The sequence below is a fragment of the Pontibacillus yanchengensis Y32 genome, assembly GCF_000770635.1.
In the GTDB taxonomy this organism is placed as follows: domain Bacteria; phylum Bacillota; class Bacilli; order Bacillales; family BH030062; genus Pontibacillus; species Pontibacillus yanchengensis.
The window spans coordinates 15,736-37,842 of sequence record NZ_AVBF01000027.1 but is presented as its reverse complement, the minus strand read 5'-3'; the positions used below and the strand labels follow the sequence as shown (position 1 = coordinate 37,842).

The window sequence follows — 22,107 nt, the reverse complement described above, 5'->3', positions numbered from 1 at the left end:
GTCTGTGTGTGGGGAGGCGATGCTATGCAAATGTACCGCATTCTATTTTATCTGATTGGTATGTCAATAAACTTTCTAGGTGCCGCATTAATCGTAAAGGCCACAGTAGGTACAGGCTTTTGGACGGCTTTGTTTGTAGGATTGCGTGATAATTTCGGCTTTACGGTAGGTGTATGGTACGCCACTTCCATGATTGTCACGTTGTTTGTGAATGCTATGTTACTTAAAAAATTGCCGGAAATTCAAGCTTTGATCCCAATTATTCTAGAAAGCATTATTTTCGATTTTTGGTTAGAAATAGTGTTGAGTAGAGTAGATTTAGCTTCTCAACCGGTGCTTTTGCAAAGCGTTGTATTTTTAGCTGGCGTCACATTAATTGGCTTAGGCGTTGCAGTCTATATTATGCCAGGCTTTCCAAGGTCACCAATGGACCAATTGTTCCTAGCCGTTAAAGAACGTTTTAAACTAACGATGAAAATGGCACAAACACTTGTCGCGATTTTTGTAGCAGCTATTGCGTTTCTTATTGGCGGCCCAGTTGGTTATGGGTCTCTGTTTGCAGCTATCGCACTTGGCCCACTTATTCAATTTTGGTATAGCAAAGTCTTGTTAGTATATCAATCATTCCATCCAAAACATGCAAACTCCAAACAATATCAGTATCAATATCACTATTATCAAGACCAATGGAGTACAAGTTAATCATATAGATAAGGACGTTCATTTTGTGTAAATGGACGTCTTTTTTTATTGTCTCTGTTTAAGTTTAGTGATGAGCTTGGAATAAAAGCCTTATTCACGATGAAAAGCATAATTTTGAAGACTTGGATTCGAGATAATATGGGTTTTCGGGTGGTCGGACGTTCGCTCGACTTCGCTGGGAGCCCCTTGCGAGCGAGTTTTTGAAATTAGGAGCAACTTTTGAAAAATAGGAGCGACCAGCCCCATCCCTTTCTGGACATGTTTCCGTACCTCCCAACATCGCAGGAGATGGACGTGGAACAAGGAGACGCTTGCGCTTTTCTTGTACAAAGTTTTTTGAAAATTTGGTAGAATGTAGATGAGTTAAACTTGTTATTAGTCATTATAAAAGGAAGAGGAGATGTTGGTATGAATCGTGAAGATTTGATTGCTCCGGAACAGTATAATGTCGTGCAAGAGGTTGAACGTTATGCGGATGATCCGAATCATTTAGCGTTGAAGTGGGAAGATGATATGGGAAATCACCGTGAAATTACATATCATAAACTTATGCGAAATGCGAATCGGATTGGAAACGCTTTCTTAGAACAAGGATTAGAAAAGGGAGATAAGGTTTTAGTCATGGTCCCAAGGATCATTGAAGCTTATGAAGTGTACTTAGGGGCATTAAAAGCCGGCCTAGTGGTTATCCCAAGTTCTGAGATGTTGAAAACGAAGGACTTACAGTACCGAATCACTCACGGAGAAGTAAAAGCGGTCGTGAGTCATTATCCATATGTAGAACAGTTTAGTGATATTGATCAAGTGGATGAATTAAAGAAATTTGTTTTTGAACAAAATGTAGATGGTTGGCTGTTTCTTGATTATTTAATGGATCAAGCGCCGGATCATTTAGAGATTGCAGACACTTCCCGTGAGGATATGGCATTTTTATCTTACACATCTGGTACAACTGGAAATCCTAAAGGTGTGGTGCATACGCATGGATGGGGATTTGCGCACTTACGCACTGCAGCGGCCAATTGGTTAGCTATTAAGGAAGGAGATACGGTTTGGGCTACAGCAGGTCCTGGTTGGCAGAAATGGGTATGGAGTCCATTCCTATCTGTCCTTGGCTCAGGCGCGACAGGGTTTGTGTACCAAGGTAAATTCCAAGCGAAGAAGTATTTAACCTTATTACAGAATCATGGTGTAAACGTCTTGTGCTGTACGCCGACAGAGTATCGATTAATGGCAAAAGAGGATCATCTAGATCAGTATGACCTTTCCCAACTTCATAGTGCTGTATCAGCAGGAGAGCCGTTAAATCGAGAAGTTATTGATACCTTTCAAAAGTACTTCAATGTAACGGTTCGTGATGGATATGGTCAAACGGAAAACACCCTTCTCGTTGGCATCATGAAGGGGATGGATGTAAAGCCAGGTTCCATGGGGAAACCAACCCCTGGAAACAAAGTCGATATCATTGATGAAGAGGGGAACCCAGTAGGGCCAGGAGAAGTAGGCGATATCGCTGTTCATCTAGATACACCAGCTTTATTCAAACATTACTATAAAGACCCTGAACGTACGAAAATGTCTTATAGAGGAGATTATTATGTAACAGGGGACCAAGCCAGCAAGGACGAAGATGGATACTTCTGGTTTGAAGGTCGAAGTGACGATATTATTATTAGCTCTGGATACACGATTGGACCATTTGAAGTCGAAGATGCCTTAGTAAAACACCCATCTGTCCAAGAATGTGCGGTTGTTTCTAGTCCAGATGAAATTAGAGGTAATATCGTGAAGGCGTATATTGTTCTAAAGCCAGAGGTGGATGCTGAGGATCCTTCCCTTATCCCAACATTGCAAAAGCATGTGAAGGAATTGACGGCACCGTATAAATATCCGAGAAAAATAGAATTTATTGATGAGCTTCCTAAAACCACATCAGGAAAAATTAGACGTGTGGAACTCCGCAAAATGGAAAAGGAATCATCAAACGCATAATAAAAAAGACGGCGAAATGCCGTCTTTTTTATCGTCTGGGAAACTATTAATGGTTAAGTTTGTGGATAATTTTGATAAAGTGAAGAAGCCACGTCCACTATATAAAAAAACATGAAATAGGGACAAAACAACCTTTTAAATAAAAACTTGGAAAATAAATGAAAATAAAGTTTGTCCTCTGTATAATGAAACTAAATGAAACTAATTAAATAAACAAAGTTTCAAGGAGAGTGTCATGAGAAACATTTTGAAAATTTCCGGTTTAGTTATACTAGTTTTTCTTTTAGGTGTTGGTTTTATCGTAATGCTTTATGTCATTGACAACCCTTTTAAAGAGAACGAAGTAAAAGAACAAGCAAGAGAGTATCTTGATAATCATTTTGAAACACAAACTGATATATACGGTGTATATAACACAGCGAATGCAATAAACTTTGATAACGCTGCTAGAGTTAGACATGAAGATGGAACGGAATTCTTGGTCTATAAAAATATTTTAAATGAGCAGATGGAAGACACTTATGTAGCAAATAAATGGGAGAATCAATTATCAAACGAAATTGACTCTTATTTAGAAGAAAAAATAAAAGGAATGAATTATTTTGATGTACGGTATGATGACCGAGTTGGGATAGAAAATGATATTGAACCAAATTCACCTCCCAACTTCAGAAATGCTAATGCTAAGCCATTTATTAATATCAACTTAAAAAGACAACCAAGAGAATCTGATGAAGAAACGTTTAATGCCTTTATTCAATACTTGAAAGAAGACATCATGATAAAGCATGTTAGTGTTCAGTTCTTGTATGATCAAAAAGGACCTAATGATAAAGAATGGAATAAAAGCTTTTAGACAAAGAAAGAGAGTTCAGCATCGTTAAACTGAACTCTCTTTCTTTTATTAGAGGTGATATTCGGACTTGAACCTAGGATAAAGGTTTTGCCAGACCTTCGCCTTAACCTCTTGGCTATATTACCTTGAAAAGCGGGAAAACCCGCTAAAATTAAACTAACAACTCTTGCACCAATCTCTTTTTGTTAAACCCCGAAATCTTTGAAACTATCTTTCCTTATCTTCGTAAACGTCTATTTCCTTAAAAGAAATCCCCTCTCTTTCTAAGAATTTCTTTTGTCTTTGACAAAAACCAAAAGACTTAGACGTATATGCTCACGCTTTCATTTCCTCCCATTCTCTTCTCAAAAGTCCATACACAATATGGTCTACATAATGGTCGTAAAGATATTCTGCGTCCCGGATGACACCTTCTTTTGAAAAGCCTAGTCGTTCAGGGATAGCTTGGCTTCTTTTGTTTTCTGTAGCGCAACGAATTTCAATACGGTTTAGTTTGAGCGTATGGAAGGCATAATCAATCACGCTGGAAACGGATTTAGTCATCAAGCCTTTTCCTTCAAAATCCTTTCCCAACCAATACCCAATACTAGTTAAACCATGGGTTTGATTTATGTAATGCAAACCTACAACGCCAGCGACTTCCCCTTTATGCCATATGGCTGCGTCGAAGCCGTTACTATTCGAGAATTTGTCTAACGTACTTTTAATAAAGGCTTCCGTGTCTTGTACTTTTTTGGTGGAATCAATCCAGGGCATCCATTGCCTTAAGTGGGAACGATTTTGATTTACTATATTGAACATAGGTTGAGTGTCTCTTATTTCTAACAATTTTAGATAAGTAGATTCATCGACTTGATAGGTAAACATGATTATACCCTCCTTTATATTATTACCTCCAGCGCCCAGCGACTAGTGAGCGTGCCTCACCTCTGTACGATCAACATTGAACCAGCCGACGTCTTTTGGCAGGCGCTTTTCTATTACGTCATTGTACCAAATGATCTACTGGATTGGAATACAATTATGGATAAAGCATCCAAACGTTTCGTCTCATATATATGGTGGAATTTAGTAATCATACATCAGTTCGGGAAGGGGGAGAGGATGAAGGATACAGATGTTTTAGTTCATGGTGGTGGAGTTGGGGGATTAGCTCTTGCAGTGAAGCTGGCAAGTAACGGAGTAGATGTTGCTGTAGTCGAGCAGTTGAAGGCTGAGTCCCCATCCTATAAAGGTGAATTACTCCAACCCAAAACCCTCCAATTATTAGATGCGCTAGGATTGCTAGATGAAATCTTGAAACATGGCCATACGTTTGACGCTATTGAATTTAATGAACTGGAAAGAAGAGAAAATGATGAACCAATTCATATAGGTAACTCCAAGATGGATTATAGTTTACTATTCTCTCCCTATAATTATGCTCTCATGATTCCCCATGAAAAATTGAAGAAAATTATGCTAGATAAGGCAAGAGAATATAGCGACCACTTTACCTATATTCAACCAGCTCGCTTCGTAGGCTTTGAAGAGGGAGTTGCTCAAATTAAATATACGTATGATAAGACGTACGAGAAAATGTCCGCTCATATCTATGTAGGAGCAGAAGGAAGAAATTCTCCTACTCGTAATGCGATGGGGGTTCATTCAGAAAGTAAAACCTATAATCATCATTTTTTAACGGTAACCATTCCAAGACCTCCAGAATTTCAAAAAGGAAAAATAGTTACGACTAATCACCGTTTTCTTGGACTATTTCCATTACCAAATGAAAAAATTAGAACCGTGTTTTTGATTAAAGCAGGTGCCTACAAAGCATTAAAGCAAGAAGGTATCGAATATATCCATCAAGCATATAAGGAATTATGTCCCGAGTTAGGAGACTATGTGACCCAACTACAATCATGGAAAGACATTCAATTGATGATTCCTACCATGTATCATGTGGATCACTATGTGTCCGATAACATAGCTTTGATTGGAGATGCTGCTCATGCTGTGCACCCTATGGCAGGAGAAGGAATGAACTTGGCCATCCAGGATGCAGACGTATTAGGCCAACTCATTGTCTGGATGAAGCAGCAGCCAACATGGGACATGAGTCATCTGCAGTGGTATGAAAAAGTTCGACGACCACGAGCGCAGTTTTTATTAGAGCTAAGCCATTTATCGGCTTTGGCCTACTCTTTTCCTTATCGTTGGTGGAGACAAGTTCGAATGAAAAGCATTGTACAAATGGAAAAGGACCCTGTTTTGCATGTTAAACAAATGTTAAATATATCAGGATTAGGTCGGTGGGATAATACGATTCTAGACCGAGCCATTCAAATAGGTATTCTTCCAAAGCGAAACAAAGCCATTAATGAGGAAGAGCAGCTATCGTATTTTTTTGAACGAACAGAGGATTATCCTTGGGAGAAAGGAGAGATAGAATGAAAGATTGGCAAAAGGCATGGAAAGCAAGGAATTGGATGAAACGAAATGAGTCGTTCTTACATACTTGGCATGCGTATGTGGGGAATGAACTTGATTTATTCAAGGCTTTTAAGCGCCCCGTAACAGTACAAGAGGTGGCAGTTAACAAGGGTTTAAGTGAGGAGTTATTACAATGCTGGGTAGAGGTAGGTGCCTCCATTAACCACTTACGCAAACGTACAGGTGAAAGGTATCGTACTTCTAAAAAGAATTGTGGAGAATTTTTAGAAGAAGTTGAGGGGGATGGGATTGGTGCCCTATTAAAAGAAATGATGGAACTACATATTCCAACGCTCTTATCGTATCCTGCTTTTATGAAATCGAATGACCGAGCTTATTTTAATCATGAAAAGTATGGGAATGTAGTTGCGGAGACTTCTACATTATTAGAGCAATTTTCCATTCGTCGTATCAAAAAGACAATTCGAGAACGTAACATTACAAGAATGATCGATCTTGGCTGTGGGTATGGAGGTTATTTAAGGAAACTAGCAGAAGTGTTTCCCGATATCCAAATGATTGGAGTAGATGTGAACGCAAATGTTATCGAGCACGCTCGTGAAGCATCAAAGGACTACGATAATATCACTTATATTGTGGGAGACGCATCAAATTGGAAGCCTGATGAAGACAAAGCAGATTTAATTCTTCTCCACAATATTTTTCACTATCTTGATCCAAATGAGAGAGGGAAGCTATTAGAAAATTTATCTCATTGGCTTGAACAAAACGGAATCATTTCTGTTATTACGCCAATTAATGGAGCTGAGGAAGGACAGGCATTCTCGGCGGCATTTAATAGTTTCTTTGCAGCACATTCCAATTTATATTCTCTTCCAAATCAACTAGATATCTCTCACATGGCAGATGAAGCTGGTTTGAAGCTCTCCGAGTATAACCCTATTGTAAAAGAAGGTGGATGGTACTCGTTTTGGCTTAGTCCAAAACCTGTGTATATTCCTGAACCAAAAAAGTAGGAAAATAGTTAATGAGAGATTTGCTCCTCCATTATTTGGGAAAGACGTATTACAGACACCAAATAATGTAGAAGGAGGGGAAGTATGTACTCTATCAGCGAGAAAGAAGTAGGAGGGTACCAGGAACAGCCTGTATCCTCACGCATCATTCAACATGATGAGGGTGCTGATCGATTAGCCATTATGCTTCCTGGTTTAGGTTATTCGAGTGAAATGCCTTTACTGTATTATGTAACGTCCGTGTTAGTGGATTATGGATATGATGTCTTACAAGTAAACTATCATTATGATCAAAAAGATTCCTTTAAAGAATTAAATCAAGAAGAACGAGACGAGTGGCTTTATGCAGATGTAGACAGTTGTATTAAAGATGCTCTCCAGGATTCTTCTTATAATGATTATGTATTAGTTGGGAAGTCTTTAGGCACAAGAGCGATGGTACAAGAGCTTACTTTAAGACAAGAATTCGCGGAAGCAAAGGCGATTTGGCTCACCCCATTATTGAATGAAGACAAGGTAAGGGATACGTTGTTGCAAATTCCTCAGAAAAGTCTAGTATTTATTGGGGAAGAAGATCCGCATTACCTGGAAAATCCATGGAGAGAGCTAGAGGCTCGCGATCATATCACCACCTACCTTATGGCTGGAGCGAATCATGCTGGTAATGTACCCAGAGATACCGTGGGCTCCATTCAAGGAATTCAGCAATTAATCCAGCATATTGAAGAATTTTTGAAGACGTAGCATTAAGAAATCCTAGCGAACTTCCATGCTAGGATTCTTTGATTTAGATGATTTTTTATAGCGATATTAATTTAGGCATGATAAGCAACCTTTAGGAAAAGTATGTTTGGGGTGACATTCACTATAATCAAATTTAGCTTAATCGAAAGGAAGGTATCCTGAACTCTTTTTAATGCCAAAGCGTAAGTAATGCTCCTTGTTTACCGAATACGGGATCGGTTTTCGGTAGGGACACATGTCCTATATTATTTAATACTTTAGAACGTTCTGAAGCTTTACCTACACGGAGGTCATTTTTCTGCCCTTCTGGATAAGCTCCAACAACCCTGAAATCCTTAGTAGCATCTAAACACTTGTGACCTACGCCTGCAGGAATGATGACCACATCACCTGTATTAACATGTAGCGATTCTCCTTTTTTTCCACCGAATTGAATGGTCGCAGCACCACTTAGTACACCTAACACTTCATGAGCGGTACTATGGAAATGATGGTAATCAAAAACACCACCTATCCATGTATCTCCCCAACCTTCTTTTAAAAAACGATTATCCATAGAATCTTGTTCATTATTCAAAACACTTGGGTACAACACAAGTGGTAACTGAGCATTGTTTGGAATGGTTCCATCATCATGGAAATAATAGGTTACATAGTTTGCTGGCATATAATCTCCCATTGTTTTCCTCCTTCTTTGTTGCTCTTTCCATAATTTCCCTAACAGCAGCTGTGTTAAACAGAAAGAAAAAGCCCTTGGATTTTTCTTTAATCCAAGGGCTTTTAAATAATGTTGGGCTTTAACTAGTAAGGTTCGTGTTCTCACCTTCATGAAAATTAATCGCATCAAGAGCATGAGATAGCGTGCTTTTAATGGTAATATTTGAAAAGTCAATTCCTAATTGAATTGCAACCTGAGCAACCTTTGGATTCATGCCACAGATGACAGATTTAACACCTAATAAGTCTAGGGATTGAATCAGTTGAAAGACGTGATGGGCAACGATTGTGTCGATTGTCTGTACGCCAGACATGTCCAAGTAAAGGGTCTCATATGGATGTCTACTACATTGTTCTAATGTACTCTTTTGAATGTGAGAGGTTCTAGTCGAATCCAAATCCCCAATTAACGGTAAAATCGCTTCTTTATCTGTAATTGGTATTACAGGAGCACTTAGCTCATTAATTAGTTGCTGCTGGGCATGCATTTGTGTTGTGTTCGTTCTGTCATAATGTTCAACGAATTGAAGCACAACATAATCGTGAGCGTCATTGAGTAATTCACCCCAGCGTAAACTCGTATCTAAGTCTACATTGTCATTGGAAATAAATTGTTTAATCTTATCCCATAATATCCCTCTGAAACGGCGGAATTCTCCTAATGTTTCATGAATAGGGACTTGCTCTGATACCCTTCGTTCTGATACTTCCTCTGCCCATTCTTTCAGTTCTTGCTCTGGGTAGGATTTTTCAGAAATAAAAACTTTACTCATGGCATCCAATAGTTTTTGATTATGTTCGCGTAGTTGTTTTTCTGTCTCTTCACCTGCATCAGCAGAGTAGATCGATTTCGTTCCTTTATGTCTTCCATCTAACCATTCTTGTGTGATTTCGTTAGCGTTGTTTTGTAAATATTCATATAATTCCTGTGCCTTAGACATTCTCTGCACCACCTTCAATTTCTCTTATTTCCTATAATAAATGACCAAGGGCGTATTGGGAAGCAATAACAATAAAGATATACTACTAGAATTTTAAGTAAAAGGTGTGGAAATAATGAAACGGAACCATACCTCTTTACGTCAAAGGGGTTAAAATGATCATTTTAATATATCAGATCTGATTGGGTTGAATCATATAAAAATGAGAGAAGAAGGAGTGTATAATATGAATAATTTGCTGGCCATTTCTTTTTCAGCAATCTTATTTTTCACAGGTTGTGGAGTTGACTCCTCCCAAGATACCGAAGGAACAACTGATTCTGTTAATTCACAAACTCAAAATGAAGATAAAATGAATGAAGACACCAAAGAGGAATCAAATACAGGAAGCTCTGCTAATGATTCTGAAAGTAATGCAGAAGCAGATGCTGCGACATTAGACAAAGGAAGAGCACAAGTTATATTAGAAGATTATGAGAAAGCGTTTAAAATGGTAATAAATAATACGAACGATCAGCAAAAACTAAATGAATATAGTACCAAACAAGAATTACAAGAACATTTTGAGCACTTTATGTCCACAGATCGTGCAAATTCATTTGTGAATACCTATTTTAGAGTAGAAGATGATGGGTTATATGTTAAAGCAATGGGAGGACCTACATTTTTACTTGAGGATGAAGCTTTCTCTTTTGAAAAAGTAAGTAATCAACAATATCAAGTAATTCAAGAAAGATATAACCAACAGATGGGTCCAACGAATGTACGAAATATATTTACACTAGTTAAACAAGATGGAATATGGATTGTTGAGCAAGTAGAGCAGGAAGAAATCAGTGGAGAAAATGAAAATACTTCCCCTGATAATAATGAGAGCAATATAGAAAGTAAGACGTTAAACAAAGCTCAAGCTACAAGAGTTCTGGAAGAGTACGAAACAGCCTTCAAGAAGGTAGTAAACTATACAAATGATGAAGGAATCCAACAAGAGTACACCACCAAAGAAGGTCTACAGACTCACTTTGAACACTTTGTAGCACCGGATATCGCAGCTTCATTAGTTGACACCTATTTCAGAGTTGAAAATGGAAATGTATATGTGGAAGCTAAAGGCGGCCCCCTATATTTAAATGAGAACAACCCATATCAATTTTCAGAAACAGCTAACGGAATGTACAAAATTACACAAGAAATCGATAACCAATTAAGAGGGCATATTCAGGTTGAGTTCGTATTATCCACACGAAATACGGTTTGGGTGATTGAAGAAATCAATACGACACAGCTTGACTAACAATGCGGAAGCGCTAGAAAATATACTAACTTTGAAGATATAACTAAAAAAGGCACACTCCAATGAAGGAGCGTGCCTCTTTTGTCATATAGGAAATAATATAAAATTCAACGCTTGTGTATAACTAAAAAAGTGAAGTGGCCACGTCCAGCTCCAGCGCCCAGCGACTAGTATGCTTCCCTCGCCTCCGTACGATAAGTTAACATCGAATCACTACGTTCTTCGTGTTGCCTTTATCTCCTACGGCTCAGTCCAGCATATACGTCGCTAACCGGGCGCTTGCGCTTTTGTTCTATTATTTAACCTACTCTTGAGTCTTTATCGTTTTCGTCGTCTTTCTTTTTACGTTTTAGACGTTTGTGTATTTTTTCAGAGTCTAAGTTAATGGTCTTCGGCTCGTATCCTTCTGATGCTTTAATGTCAGCATTGGATGCTTTCATAAAGGACCATGCGAGCATAATCATAATGATAATAAGCGGGAAACCACCTACGATACTGGCTGTTTGCAGTGTACCTAGTCCACCAAGATACATGAGTGTTAATGGTAATAAGCATAGTGCAAATGCCCAGAATAAACGGTTCCAACGAAGTGGTTCTTCTTCAACTTGCTTCTGTACAACCGAAGCAAGGATATATGAACTTGAATCAAATGTTGTCGCTAAGAATATAATCGCGAGCACGGTGAAAATCCCAATCATTAGTGGTGCTAATGGAAGTTGATCCATTACACTAATAATGGCGGCGGGTGCTCCTTGATTATTTAGTACACCGATAACATCAAATTCCCCAGTCATCTGCATATACATTCCGAAGTTACCTACGATACCGAAGAATAGGATACTTCCTAGTGTTCCGTAGATAATCGTTCCTAGAATCATTTGACGAATCGTACGACCGCGAGAAATACGAGCGATAAATAGACCAACGAATGGTGCATAAACAAGCCACCATGCCCAATAGAAAATCGTCCATGATTCAGGGAAAAGTGTTTCTTCGAATTGACCTAAATTACCAAATGGTTCTGTCCACGTACTCATGTGGAAGAAGTTATCTAATAGTAGACCTAAACTATTCGTTGTTGTTTCTGCAATGAAACGAGTAGGTCCGAAAATAAAGATGAACCCAAGAAGGAAAAAGGCTAACCATAAGTTTATATCACTCAGTACCTTGATTCCTTTTTTCAATCCAGTGTATGCACTAACGGCAAAAATAACCGTACAGACAACTAAAATAACTGTTTTTAAGCCTATCGTTACTTCGACGCCAGTAAGACTTGAAATACCTTGTGCAATCATAGGAGTACCAAGGGCTAGAGTAGTTCCAGCTCCTCCCATTAATCCGAACATAAATAATACGTCAATAATCGTTCCAATAGGACCGTCAGCGCGTTTGCCAATTAGAGGGCGGCAAGCTTCACTGATTTTAAGTACAGGTTTTTTACGAACATAGTAGAAATAAGCTATTGGTAGTGCTGGTAAGGTGTAAATAGCCCAAGCGATTGGTCCCCAGTGGAAAATGCCATAGGCACTTGCCCATTGAATCGCTTCTTTTGTGCCACCTTCCATACCGAATGGAGGAGATTGATAGTAGTAGGCCCATTCGATTGTACCCCAGTAAAGAATACTAGATCCAATACCTGCACAGAAAAGCATCGCTGCCCAGGAGAATGTGCCAAATTCTTGTTTTTCATCCTTGTCACCTAATTTTACGTGACCATTTTTACTAAACGCGACATATATGAGGAATAAGAAGACTCCAATTCCCATTAGCATAAAGAGTACACCAAAGTTCTTTGTCATGTAATCTTTCGCAGCCAAAACGACTTCTTGTCCTTGTTCAGGGAAAAGGATAAGTGGGACTGTTACAGCTAACAGTAAGAAGAATGCCCCTATAAACGTGGGCCAATCAATAATTTTGGTTTTCATCAAATCGTCCTTTCTTTTATGTACAGTAGTTATCATACACTATTATTCTCACTTTGTACAGAATGAATTGTACAATCTTTTTGATTTAATAGAAAAGAATGACATGATTGAACTGTATGCAAAGTTTGGTGAAACTTGTAATATAAGGTGGTTTGACGAAAAAAAACACCTGCTATAAATTAGCAGGTGCTAACGAAATAAAAATTGGAATATCTAGAAGTCTATTAAATCCAAGTAGAAACTTGATCGAGACCCATTCGTGGTGTTTTGGCTGGTGTCCAGGCTTCTTCACCAATGGAAATGAGCATAACTGGTTCATATCGATCAGAAACATGGAACGTTTCTTTTAGTTGGCTTCCTGAAAAACCACCCATTGCGAGCGTATCATATCCACGTGCTTCTGCAGCTAGCATGATTTGCATACTTACAAGCCCTGCGTTCACAAGAGCTGTATCGTGTGCTGCTTGATGATTCTCATATACTTTGTTTATCGTGCTAGAAATGCCGGTTTTCATCTCGCTTGTAATTACTTCTTGTTCAACAAGCGGATCGAATGCAGCATCGATGTTGTGATACGCTTCCTTATCTGCAAGTACAGCTATCGTAGCCGCTGAATCGGTTACTTTTTCTTGTCCAAATGCCACAGGAAGTAGCTTTTCCTTAGCATCATCGTTATGAAAAACTAGGAAGTGCCAGTGCTGTAGATTAAAGGAGGAAGGAGCAGTAACAGCATCCTCAAGAATCGCATTTAGCTCTTCCGTTGTAATATTAGAATTCTTATCAAATTCCTTCGTCCCGTTTCGTTTATGCATCGTTTCAATCATTTTGGTATCCATGAGAGAACCTCCTTCTATAGTTGTCTCGAATTTGAGATTTATATCTGTTTTATCGTAAAAATAGTTATGAGAGCACGATAAGTAGTATAACGAATGCTCAATTTCTTTTTCAATAGGAGTGCTTGTTGTAATTATTCCCATGGAAAAACGTAGGTTTAGTAAAAGTAAATTGCAATAAAATGATCGCGATAGGAAAAACTAAAAGAAATGTATTTATTACAATTTTGAAAACGTTTTGTTAAGATATTTAGTGACACGAAATTTAAAGGAGGAAGTAACACATGCCTAGCCAACATCTGTTAGAAAAGTACGCAGATTTAGCCCTAAAAAAAGGGGTGAACTTACAAGAGAACCAAACATTAATGATGAATGCTCCTGTAGATGGTGCTGATTTAGCTCGAATCGTAGCTCGTAAAGCATACGAAATGGGTGCGAAGAATGTACATATTAACTGGTCTGATGATACCCTTCAACGCTTATGGTTCGACAACGCTGCGCAAGAGGTAATTGAGTCTGTACCTGAATGGAAAGTAGATATGTTTGATGCCTTTGCAGAAGAAGGTGCCGCTGTTCTATCCATTCGATCAACGAATCCAGATTTATTGAATGGAGTGGATTCCAGCAGAATTGCTGCAGCTAACAAAGCATCTGGAGAAGCAATGAAAAACTTCCGTCAATACACCATGAACGATAAAATTACATGGTCGATTGTAGCGATACCAAATACAGAATGGGCTCAAAAGGTGTTCCCTGATGTGTCAGAACAAGAAGCTGTCGATAAGCTTTGGGAACAAATTTTCACCATTACTCGAGTAGATCAAGACGACCCAATCCAAGCTTGGAATGAGCATAATGAGATTTTAGGGAAGGCACGAGATTTCCTGAATAAGAAGCAGTTTAAGAAATTGATTTATAAAGCACCAGGTACAGACTTAGAGGTTGCGCTACCTGAAGGCCATATATGGAAAGGCGGAGCTTCTACATCAGAACAAGGCGTCACGTTTAATGCCAATATGCCTACAGAAGAAGTGTTCACATTACCACATAAGTATGGAGTGAATGGTACAGTTGCCAGCACGAAGCCACTTAGCTACGGTGGAAATCTAATAGACAACTTCACGTTAACGTTTGAAGAAGGAAAAGTTGTAGACTTCAGTGCTGAACAAGGATATGAAACACTAAAGAATTTATTAGATATGGATGAGGGTGCCCGTCGTTTAGGTGAACTAGCCCTAGTCCCGCATCAGTCTCCCATTTCTCAGAGTGGCATCATCTTTTATAACACGTTATATGATGAAAATGCATCCTGTCACTTAGCACTAGGAAAAGCATATCCAAGTAGCATAAAAGGCGGAGCAGACATGAATGATGAAAAACTAGATGAAAATGGCGTCAATAACAGTATCGTCCACGTTGATTTCATGGTCGGATCCGGTGAGTTAGACATTGATGGCATCACTGCAGACGGAAGTACAGAACCCGTTTTCCGTAACGGTAATTGGGCTTTTGATTTTGAATAGATAGAGAAGTAACTCCCATCTTAGGTGGGGGTTATTTTTTTTGTTGCTTAGGAAATTATAAAATTCAATGCATGTGTATAACTAAAAAAGTGATGTGGCCACGTCCAGCTCCAGCGCCCAGCGACTAGCAAACTTCCTGCTCCTCCTTACGATAAGTCAACATCGAATCGCTACCGCTCTTCGTGTTTCCTTTATCTCATACGGAGCCGTCCAGTTTGTACGTCGCTAGCAGGGCGCTTGCGCTTTTGTTCGACGGATAGTTGGATTGTGTGAAACCTTTTTATAAAGAATCACACCTTGAACGAGGAGACCCAAGCATAACGGTAGGAAAGCCACGCATATCGAGAGGAAAGCCACGCATATCGGGAGGAAAGCCACGCATTTCGAGAGGGAAGTCACGCATATCGAGAGGGAAGTCACGCATATTGAGAGGAAAGTCACGCATATCGAGAGGGAAGTCACGCATATCAAGAGGAAAGCCACGCATATCGAGGGGAAAGCCACGCATATCGAGAGGGAAGTCACGCATATCGAGAGGGAAGTCACGCATATCAGGAGGAAAGCCACGCATAACGATAGGGAACCCACGCATATCCGATGCCCCGCCCCGAATTTAGGGAGCGAGTTGTTCCATGGCCACCATAATTCAATGACTAACAATCGATACAATCAAAATATTAATAAGGTGTAAAGAAGGAGGAAGATTCAACAGGTTAGAAAAAGTCGGTGTGAAGGATAGGCATGGGGATTTGTGGCTGGTTCTTTTATATTACAGTTCCATTAAAACCTGGCTGTAAGCGTTTGATAGAAGGATGGGGAGGCTATAGAAATAGTAAATAATCTTCTACCATCCATTAAAAGAGGCGATCATCATGCAAAAACTGATTAATAGCTTACTTATGACGTTCATCGGTGTATTTTTACTTGTCTTTAGCCTATATCATTTAATGAATGCTCAAACCTTTCAAGTCGCAGGAAAGCTCGTAACAGATGTGGATACAGATGAAAAAGTTGTCGCTCTCACGTTTGATGGCGGTCCTACTGAAATGACAGAAGATATTTTAAAATCTCTCGAGAAGTATGATGTACAAGCTACCTTCTTCTTAAACGGAAGTACAATTATGAAGCATCCAGAGCAATTAAAGAAGATTGTTCAAACCAATCACCAAATCGGAAATCAAAGTTATTCGTACGAGAAGATGATTTTCAAAAGCCCTTCATGGATCAGGCAAGAAATTGAAACGACCGATCAACTGATCCGTGATGCTGGCTATCAAGGAACCATTCCATTTCGCCCCCCATATGGCAAGAAACTATTTGTTCTGCCATTTTATCTCCAGCAACATGAACGTGACACGGTTATGTGGTCCATTGAACCTAAGATCTACGCTGATATTGATTCAGAGCCAGAAAGTATCATTCAAGATGTAAGTGATAGTGTCGAGCCAGGATCAATTATTTCCTTAGAAGTGATGTATGAGAGTAATGAACAATATGCTATTGAAACAATTGAAGGTATAATCGAAAAGCTATCAGCGAAAGGGTACACGTTTACGTCGGTTTCTGAACTAATGACGTACCAAAAGTAATAACATACATCTCCCTTCAATAATAGAAGAAAATATAGTATACTAAATCCAAACAAATGTTCTGTGAGGGATAGGTATGGAATCAAGTATGCTAAGTGGATTAAATGAAATGCAACAATTAGCGGTTACGACCACCGAGGGACCCATTCGCGTCATTGCAGGAGCAGGCTCAGGGAAAACGAGAGCGTTAACGAATCGGTATGCCTATCTTGTTAATGCCCTTGGAATCGAACCTTCTAACTTGTTGTGTGTAACGTTTACGAACAAAGCTGCACAAGAAATGAAACGCAGGGTGAAAAAGTTAATCGGAGGAGAACGTGATACAGGATATATTTCTACTTATCATGGTTTTTGTGTACGCGTTTTACGAGAAGACATCCATCACCTTTTTTATCCGAAGAACTTCCTGATTTTAGATACAGAGGATCAGAAGACGATTCTTAGAGAGATATACGAGGAACTACAACTGAAGATCAATGATAGTAAGTTTAATCGGATTCTAAAAAAGATAGCCGAGATGAAAATGGATACAGGATATGTGTATCAATTGATGAATCGAACAGATCCTATCGAACCAGAGAAAACGGAGGATCAGGACCGGAAGATTCTATTGATGTATTTAAAAAAACAGAAGCGGATTTATGGGCTGGATTTTGATGACCTAATGAACTTTACGTTTGTCCTTTTTAAAGAATATAAAACCGTGTTAGAAAAATGGCAGGATCACTTACATTATATTCAAGTTGATGAATTTCAAGATAGTAGCTCCAAACAATTTGAATTAATCCGGTTATTGAGTCAAAAGCATAAGAATCTTTTTGTAGTTGGTGATCCAGACCAAACAATCTATGAATGGCGTGGGGCTGATCCGAAATTCATCGTTCATTTTGAAAAATGGTACCCAGACTGCCAAACGATATTCCTCAATCAAAATTATCGCTCCACTCCGGAAATTCTTGATATTGGTAATTCTTTAATACGGAACAATAAACTACGAGTGGATAAAGCTATGTTCACGGAGTCTCCTTCAGGATTAAAGGTGATTCATTATCATGGAAAGAGCGAACAAGAGGAAGCGAAATGGATACTAACCCAGATTAAGCACTTGGTGAAAGAAAAAGGTGCCAGGTTAAGTCAAATAGCCATCTTGTATCGGGCAAATTACTTATCTAGGTTTATTGAACAAGAACTAATACATGAAAATATTGAATATGCCATGTTCGGTGGCTTTAAGTTCTTTGAACGTAAGGAAATAAAAGATGCGTTAGCCCATTTGCGCTTGCTAGCATTCGGTGATGATTTATCCTTCTTAAGAATTGTGAATACACCTAAACGACAGATTGGTAAAAAACGAATCCAATTATTAAGAGAATGGGCCGAGCAAGAGGGCCTAACCTTATATGAAACATTAAAAAAACACGCCCAACATGAGCAATTCCAACGAACCAAGGCCCAAGAATTTGTTCAAGCCATTGAATCATTAAAGGTAAAGAAGGACGAAGTGGCCGTTTCAGATTTACTACAGGACGTATTACAAGCAACAGGATATGAAGCATTAATTCGAGAGGATGGAGACCAGGATCGTTTAGATAATGTTATGGAGCTCCAACGTTCATTAGTTCAGTATGAAGCATCTTATGGAGAAGATTTATCATTAGAGTACTACCTTCAGATGCTTACGCTATATACAGAAAATGACCGGGAAGATGATAAGGATTCTGTGAAGCTCATGACAATTCACACGGCTAAAGGACTGGAATATCCATATGTATTTTTGATTGGAATGTCAGAAAATATCCTGCCAAATGAGCGTTCCCTAAGAGATCGGAAGGAATATGCGCTAGAGGAAGAGCGACGCTTAGCCTATGTAGCCATTACTAGAGCAGAGAAAGAATTATATCTAACCGAATCAGAAGGGTTTACCGGAAGAGGACAGAAAAAGTATCCATCTCGGTTTATTTTTGAATTAGATGAAGCGCTCTTCCGACGTATTGGGGTAATGGATCGAAATTTGGAAGAAGAAGCAAAAGAAGTTATTCGTGTCGCTAGAAAACTGCAAACTCAACCAGAAAAAGAAGCAGCTTACGATGAAGGCTCAAAAGTACGACATCCTGTATTCGGAACAGGTGTTATAGAGAGTATTGATGAAAAGAAACAAGTGTACATGGTTTATTTTGAAGCAATGGAAGTTACCAGACCAATAAGTTGGGGATTTAAAGGGCTGTCCAAGGAGTAAGTATGCATACTTACTAACGAAAAAAACACCCTGATTAAACCTCTGGATGAGGAAAATCAGGGTGTTGCTTGGCCGTAAGGGTGAGGATCCAAACCATACTCTTGAACTGAAAAAGTGAAGTGGCCACGTCCAGCTCCAGCGCCTACCCCTCGGGTTCTTAAGGCAAGCCTCGCTGTGGCAAAAAACGCCACCTCGAGGCTTGCCTTAAGCCTGTCGGGGGTGACCAAGGCGCTTGCGCTTTAGCTTAAGGACTTATCCAAAAGTAAATGATAAATAACACAAACAGCACATACATCATTGGATGAATATCTTTTCCACGCTTGGCGGATAGGAATGTGATCGGATATAAGATGAATCCTAATGCGATGCCTGTAGCTACACTAAAGGTGAGAGGCATCATAATGATCGTAATAAATGCTGGGATGGCAACATCGAGGCTGTCCCAGTTTATTTGTTTAACTTCGGTAGCCATCATTGCTCCAACAATAATTAAAGCTGGTGCTGTTACACTGGTTGGGACGATGGATAGAATAGGTTCAAAGAAAAGAGCTGCTGCAAAAAATGCGCTCATCACAACAGAGGTAAAGCCTGTTCTTCCGCCGGCACCAATACCAGCAGAGGATTCAATCATCGATGCTGTTGTAGAAGTACCAAGTAATGCACCTACCGTAGAAGCTGTACTATCTGATAACAGAGCTCGTCCGGCATTTGGGACTTCATTGTTTCGTATAAGACCGGCTTGAGATGCAATGGCAATTAAAGTGCCAGCTGTATCGAAAAAAGCCACAAATAAAAACGTAAAGATGACAGGAAGCACTTGAGGTGATAGTGCTTGTGTCAAGTTTTCTGGTTGTAGCGCCACTAAGAATGTCGGTTCAAGGCTAGGGACTTTTCCGATAATTTGATTTGGCTTATCAATAACTCCCAACAATACCCCGCTAATTGTAGCGAGAATAATGCCATAAAAAATGGCTCCTCTCCAACCCATTACAAGCATAATAATCGTAATAATAAATGCAAAAATCGCCAGTAATGTCGTCGGAGTTGTGAGATCTCCTAATTGCACAAATGTAGATTGACTACTTGTCACCAAGCCTGCATTTTTCAAGCCAATAAAAGCGATGAAAAAGCCAATACCTCCAGCAACAGCATGTTTTAGATCTTGAGGGATGGCATTAATGATTTTTTCACGGATTTTCAATAAGCTTAAAATCATAAATAAAATAGCTGCGATGAATACGCCGGTCAGTGCTACTTGCCATTCCACGCCTAGGGATTGAACAACTCCATAGGTGAAAAATGCGTTTAATCCCATACTTGGAGCGATTCCGATTGGATAATTCGCAAACAGTCCAATCATTAATGTACCAAATAAAATGGTTAGTGCAGTTGCTGTGAAGACAGCACCCTTATCCATTCCAGCTTCGCCAAGTACTGCTGGGTTCACAACTAAAATATATGCTAAAGCAAGGAAAGTTGTCATTCCTGCTATGGTCTCTTGTCTGAAATTAGTTTGTCTCTCGTTAAATTGAAAATATCGAGCTACTTGTTTCAACATGATAAAACCTCCCTTTGCGAAAAAATAAATGTCACATCATACAAAAAAGCTTCGGAAGCACATGCCACCGAAGCTACAGGTCTACAAAGGGAATCGTTTATTTCATGGTGTAAATAATAAACAATATCCCTTGTAGCCAAGCTATTTACGGTAGCTTAGTAGATACGTTTGAGCCCTATTCTCAAACTTATACAAGGAATGTAGTGAAGTGTAGTGTTGTTAAAAACGTTAGGCGTTTAATGACGCCACTTTTGAAACTTTAGCAGTGTACAAGAATAACGTCAACACAATACGTTTGAATCTCATAAAAGCAGAATTTTCTGTAATGGAAGTTATGTACATATTCCTAATGTAATTCATCATAATAAAGATGACTTTGCTTATTAGGAGGAAAAGAAATGAACAACCAACAACAGCAACCAAATGCTGGAGGAGCACCACAAGGAATGCCGCAAAACATGATTCATGGTGGGCATGAAGTATTTGACCTACATGAAGTGCTGGCTTCTGTTATTAATGTATTAGATCAATACATGATGTTTCGCCAGTATGTACAAGATCAGGAATTAACACAAATACTTGATCGCCAGTACAAATTCATCGAGCAGCAATACAATACCGTTGTAGATGCGTTCTCAACAGGAGCAGATCCTCAGGTGCCAACACAGCAATATAATATGCAACAAAGCAATGAAGTAGTGTTTGGTGTAAAACCATCACAGCCTAAGAAACCAAATCGTTCTCTAGCAGATATAAAAGACCAAGGTATTTCAGGTCATATGCTAGGCCTTATTAAATCAACAGCATCTCTTTTAACAATGACTGCTGTGGAAGCAACAAACCCAGTTGTACGTCGTGTGCTAGCTGACAGCGTCCCGAATTATATTGAAATGGCATATGAAATTTTCTTATACCAAAATAAACATCAATACTACCAAGTTCCACAACTCGCTCAACAAGATATGACAGCTATGGTGAATGGCTTTGCCAAAACACAAGGTCAGGCGCAGATGCCACAAAATAAGATGACTCATTAATATTACACATGTAACCGTACGAGATTCGTTATTAGAATCACGTACGGTTTTTTGTGTGTTTGGCTTTGTTAACGTTTGTTGTTGGTGAAATGTTGTTGGTGAAATAATGAAATAGTTTTATGTTCTTCCATATAAGCACCATTATTTTGAAGACTTGGATTCGAGATATATTAAGGGGGAGGTCCGATACTTTATGAGGGTTGGGGTTGGGTGGGAAACAACTCGCGTCCTGCGGCGAGCTGGCAAGCTACCTTCGGGGAAAACGCCCTCAGGGGATCTTGCCTACCTCTTCCTCCCGCGGGAGTCTCCTTGTTTCCCACCCAACCCTGCCAATATGTTGCAATCGGACCTGCGGCCTCAATTGCCATAAAATTGATCGAGTTTGCAATGCGTAGTAGCGACCTTTTGCTATAATTATGGGCTCTGGAGCGACTTTTGAAAATTAGGAGCGAGTTTCTGAAAATAGGATCGACTTTTTGATTTTTGGAGCGACTTTCGCAAAATTCAGATCAACTTTTCCAAAATAGGAGCGACAACCTAAAACAACCTTTTCTGGCCATGTTTCCGTCCCTCCCAAAACAGCAAAGGTGGCCGTGGAACAAGGAGACTCCCGCCGGAGAAAGAGGTAGGCGAGACCCCGCAGAGCCCCGCTCTTGGGCTCGAGGAGGCTTGCCAGCTCGCCGGCAGGACGCGAGTTGTTCCACGGCC

The 22,107-nt window shown here is 39.4% G+C and carries 18 protein-coding genes, 1 tRNA gene, 1 pseudogene and 1 riboswitch; of the genes and pseudogenes, 11 read left to right on the top strand and 9 right to left on the bottom strand.

Annotated elements, in window-relative coordinates; genetic code table 11:
- Positions 1–24 precede the first annotated feature (24 nt).
- The 3 genes from N782_RS10935 to N782_RS10925 all read left to right on the top strand — a co-directional run bounded on the left by N782_RS10935 (position 25) and on the right by N782_RS10925 (position 3,550).
- A complete protein-coding gene (locus tag N782_RS10935; RefSeq protein WP_202595691.1) occupies positions 25–702 on the top strand; it encodes a YczE/YyaS/YitT family protein in 678 nt (225 codons plus the stop codon).
- 408 nt (positions 703–1,110) lie between these two features.
- Positions 1,111–2,694, top strand: a complete 1,584-nt coding sequence (gene mbcS / locus N782_RS10930; protein WP_036819533.1) for an acyl-CoA synthetase MbcS — start codon at positions 1,111–1,113, stop codon at positions 2,692–2,694.
- A gap of 235 nt (positions 2,695–2,929) precedes the next feature.
- Positions 2,930–3,550: a hypothetical protein gene (locus N782_RS10925; RefSeq protein WP_036819532.1), complete on the top strand. Its 621-nt coding sequence runs from the start codon at positions 2,930–2,932 to the stop codon at positions 3,548–3,550.
- 52 nt (positions 3,551–3,602) lie between these two features.
- Here the strand turns inward: N782_RS10925 and N782_RS10920 are convergent.
- From N782_RS10920 to N782_RS10915, 3 genes and pseudogenes are all read right to left on the bottom strand, one after another.
- Positions 3,603–3,675, bottom strand: a tRNA-OTHER gene (locus N782_RS10920).
- An 82-nt stretch (positions 3,676–3,757) separates the two neighbouring features.
- Positions 3,758–3,850: pseudogene (locus N782_RS22195) on the bottom strand (glutaredoxin domain-containing protein); the annotation flags it as partial.
- Positions 3,851–3,865: 15 nt separating this feature from the next.
- Positions 3,866–4,417, bottom strand: coding sequence for a GNAT family N-acetyltransferase (locus N782_RS10915; RefSeq protein ID WP_036819530.1), 552 nt, complete (start codon positions 4,415–4,417; stop codon positions 3,866–3,868).
- 237 nt (positions 4,418–4,654) lie between these two features.
- Between N782_RS10915 and N782_RS10910 the strand changes: the two genes are divergently transcribed.
- From N782_RS10910 to N782_RS10900, 3 genes are all read left to right on the top strand, one after another.
- A complete protein-coding gene (locus N782_RS10910) occupies positions 4,655–5,986 on the top strand; it encodes an FAD-dependent oxidoreductase (RefSeq protein ID WP_036819528.1) in 1,332 nt (443 codons plus the stop codon).
- The gene (locus tag N782_RS10905) at positions 5,983–7,002 is read left to right on the top strand and encodes a class I SAM-dependent methyltransferase (protein WP_036819524.1); all 1,020 of its coding nucleotides are present in this window, start codon (positions 5,983–5,985) and stop codon (positions 7,000–7,002) included. Before N782_RS10910 ends, N782_RS10905 begins: the two co-directional genes overlap by 4 nt.
- An 84-nt stretch (positions 7,003–7,086) precedes the next feature.
- A complete protein-coding gene (locus N782_RS10900) occupies positions 7,087–7,746 on the top strand; it encodes an alpha/beta family hydrolase (protein WP_036819520.1) in 660 nt (219 codons plus the stop codon).
- A gap of 169 nt (positions 7,747–7,915) precedes the next feature.
- Here the strand turns inward: N782_RS10900 and N782_RS10895 are convergent, their stop codons facing one another.
- Together N782_RS10895 and N782_RS10890 are read right to left on the bottom strand one after the other, a co-directional pair.
- A complete protein-coding gene (locus N782_RS10895) occupies positions 7,916–8,425 on the bottom strand; it encodes a cupin domain-containing protein (RefSeq protein ID WP_237582647.1) in 510 nt (169 codons plus the stop codon).
- Between the two features lie 118 nt (positions 8,426–8,543).
- Positions 8,544–9,404, bottom strand: a complete 861-nt coding sequence (locus N782_RS10890) for an STAS domain-containing protein (RefSeq protein WP_052111300.1) — start codon at positions 9,402–9,404, stop codon at positions 8,544–8,546.
- A 226-nt stretch (positions 9,405–9,630) separates the two neighbouring features.
- Between N782_RS10890 and N782_RS10885 the strand changes: the two genes are divergently transcribed.
- Complete coding sequence (locus N782_RS10885) at positions 9,631–10,698, top strand: hypothetical protein (protein WP_036819518.1); 1,068 nt, start codon at positions 9,631–9,633, stop codon at positions 10,696–10,698.
- Between the two features lie 299 nt (positions 10,699–10,997).
- Here the strand turns inward: N782_RS10885 and N782_RS10880 are convergent, their stop codons facing one another.
- Positions 10,998–12,623 (bottom strand): BCCT family transporter, encoded by a 1,626-nt coding sequence (locus tag N782_RS10880; protein WP_036819517.1) that lies wholly within the window; start codon positions 12,621–12,623, stop codon positions 10,998–11,000.
- 224 nt (positions 12,624–12,847) lie between these two features.
- Positions 12,848–13,459, bottom strand: a complete 612-nt coding sequence (locus N782_RS10875; protein WP_036819515.1) for a nitroreductase family protein — start codon at positions 13,457–13,459, stop codon at positions 12,848–12,850.
- A 281-nt stretch (positions 13,460–13,740) separates the two neighbouring features.
- On the opposite strand from N782_RS10875, the gene N782_RS10870 reads away from it, so the two are divergent.
- On the top strand, positions 13,741–14,979 hold the full coding sequence (locus tag N782_RS10870; RefSeq protein ID WP_036819513.1) for an aminopeptidase: 1,239 nt from the start codon (positions 13,741–13,743) through the stop codon (positions 14,977–14,979).
- 280 nt (positions 14,980–15,259) lie between these two features.
- On the opposite strand, the gene N782_RS10865 is transcribed toward N782_RS10870, so the two are convergent.
- The gene (locus tag N782_RS10865) at positions 15,260–15,571 is read right to left on the bottom strand and encodes a hypothetical protein (RefSeq protein ID WP_036819512.1); all 312 of its coding nucleotides are present in this window, start codon (positions 15,569–15,571) and stop codon (positions 15,260–15,262) included.
- Positions 15,572–15,851: 280 nt separating this feature from the next.
- Here N782_RS10865 and N782_RS10860 point away from each other — a divergent pair, with 280 nt between their 5' ends.
- Entirely contained in the window at positions 15,852–16,568 is a 717-nt protein-coding gene (locus tag N782_RS10860) for a polysaccharide deacetylase family protein (protein ID WP_036819511.1), read from the top strand.
- 76 nt (positions 16,569–16,644) lie between these two features.
- Positions 16,645–18,804 (top strand): ATP-dependent helicase, encoded by a 2,160-nt coding sequence (locus N782_RS10855; protein ID WP_036819510.1) that lies wholly within the window; start codon positions 16,645–16,647, stop codon positions 18,802–18,804.
- Positions 18,805–19,048: 244 nt separating this feature from the next.
- On the opposite strand, the gene N782_RS10850 is transcribed toward N782_RS10855, so the two are convergent.
- Positions 19,049–20,362: an NCS2 family permease gene (locus tag N782_RS10850; RefSeq protein WP_036819508.1), complete on the bottom strand. Its 1,314-nt coding sequence runs from the start codon at positions 20,360–20,362 to the stop codon at positions 19,049–19,051.
- A gap of 113 nt (positions 20,363–20,475) precedes the next feature.
- Positions 20,476–20,577: riboswitch (purine riboswitch) on the bottom strand.
- A 183-nt stretch (positions 20,578–20,760) separates the two neighbouring features.
- On the opposite strand from N782_RS10850, the gene N782_RS10845 reads away from it, so the two are divergent.
- Positions 20,761–21,399 carry a spore coat protein gene (locus N782_RS10845; protein ID WP_036819506.1) on the top strand — a complete coding sequence of 213 codons (639 nt, stop codon included), beginning with the start codon at positions 20,761–20,763 and terminating at the stop codon, positions 21,397–21,399.
- The last annotated feature ends 708 nt before the right edge of the window (positions 21,400–22,107 follow it).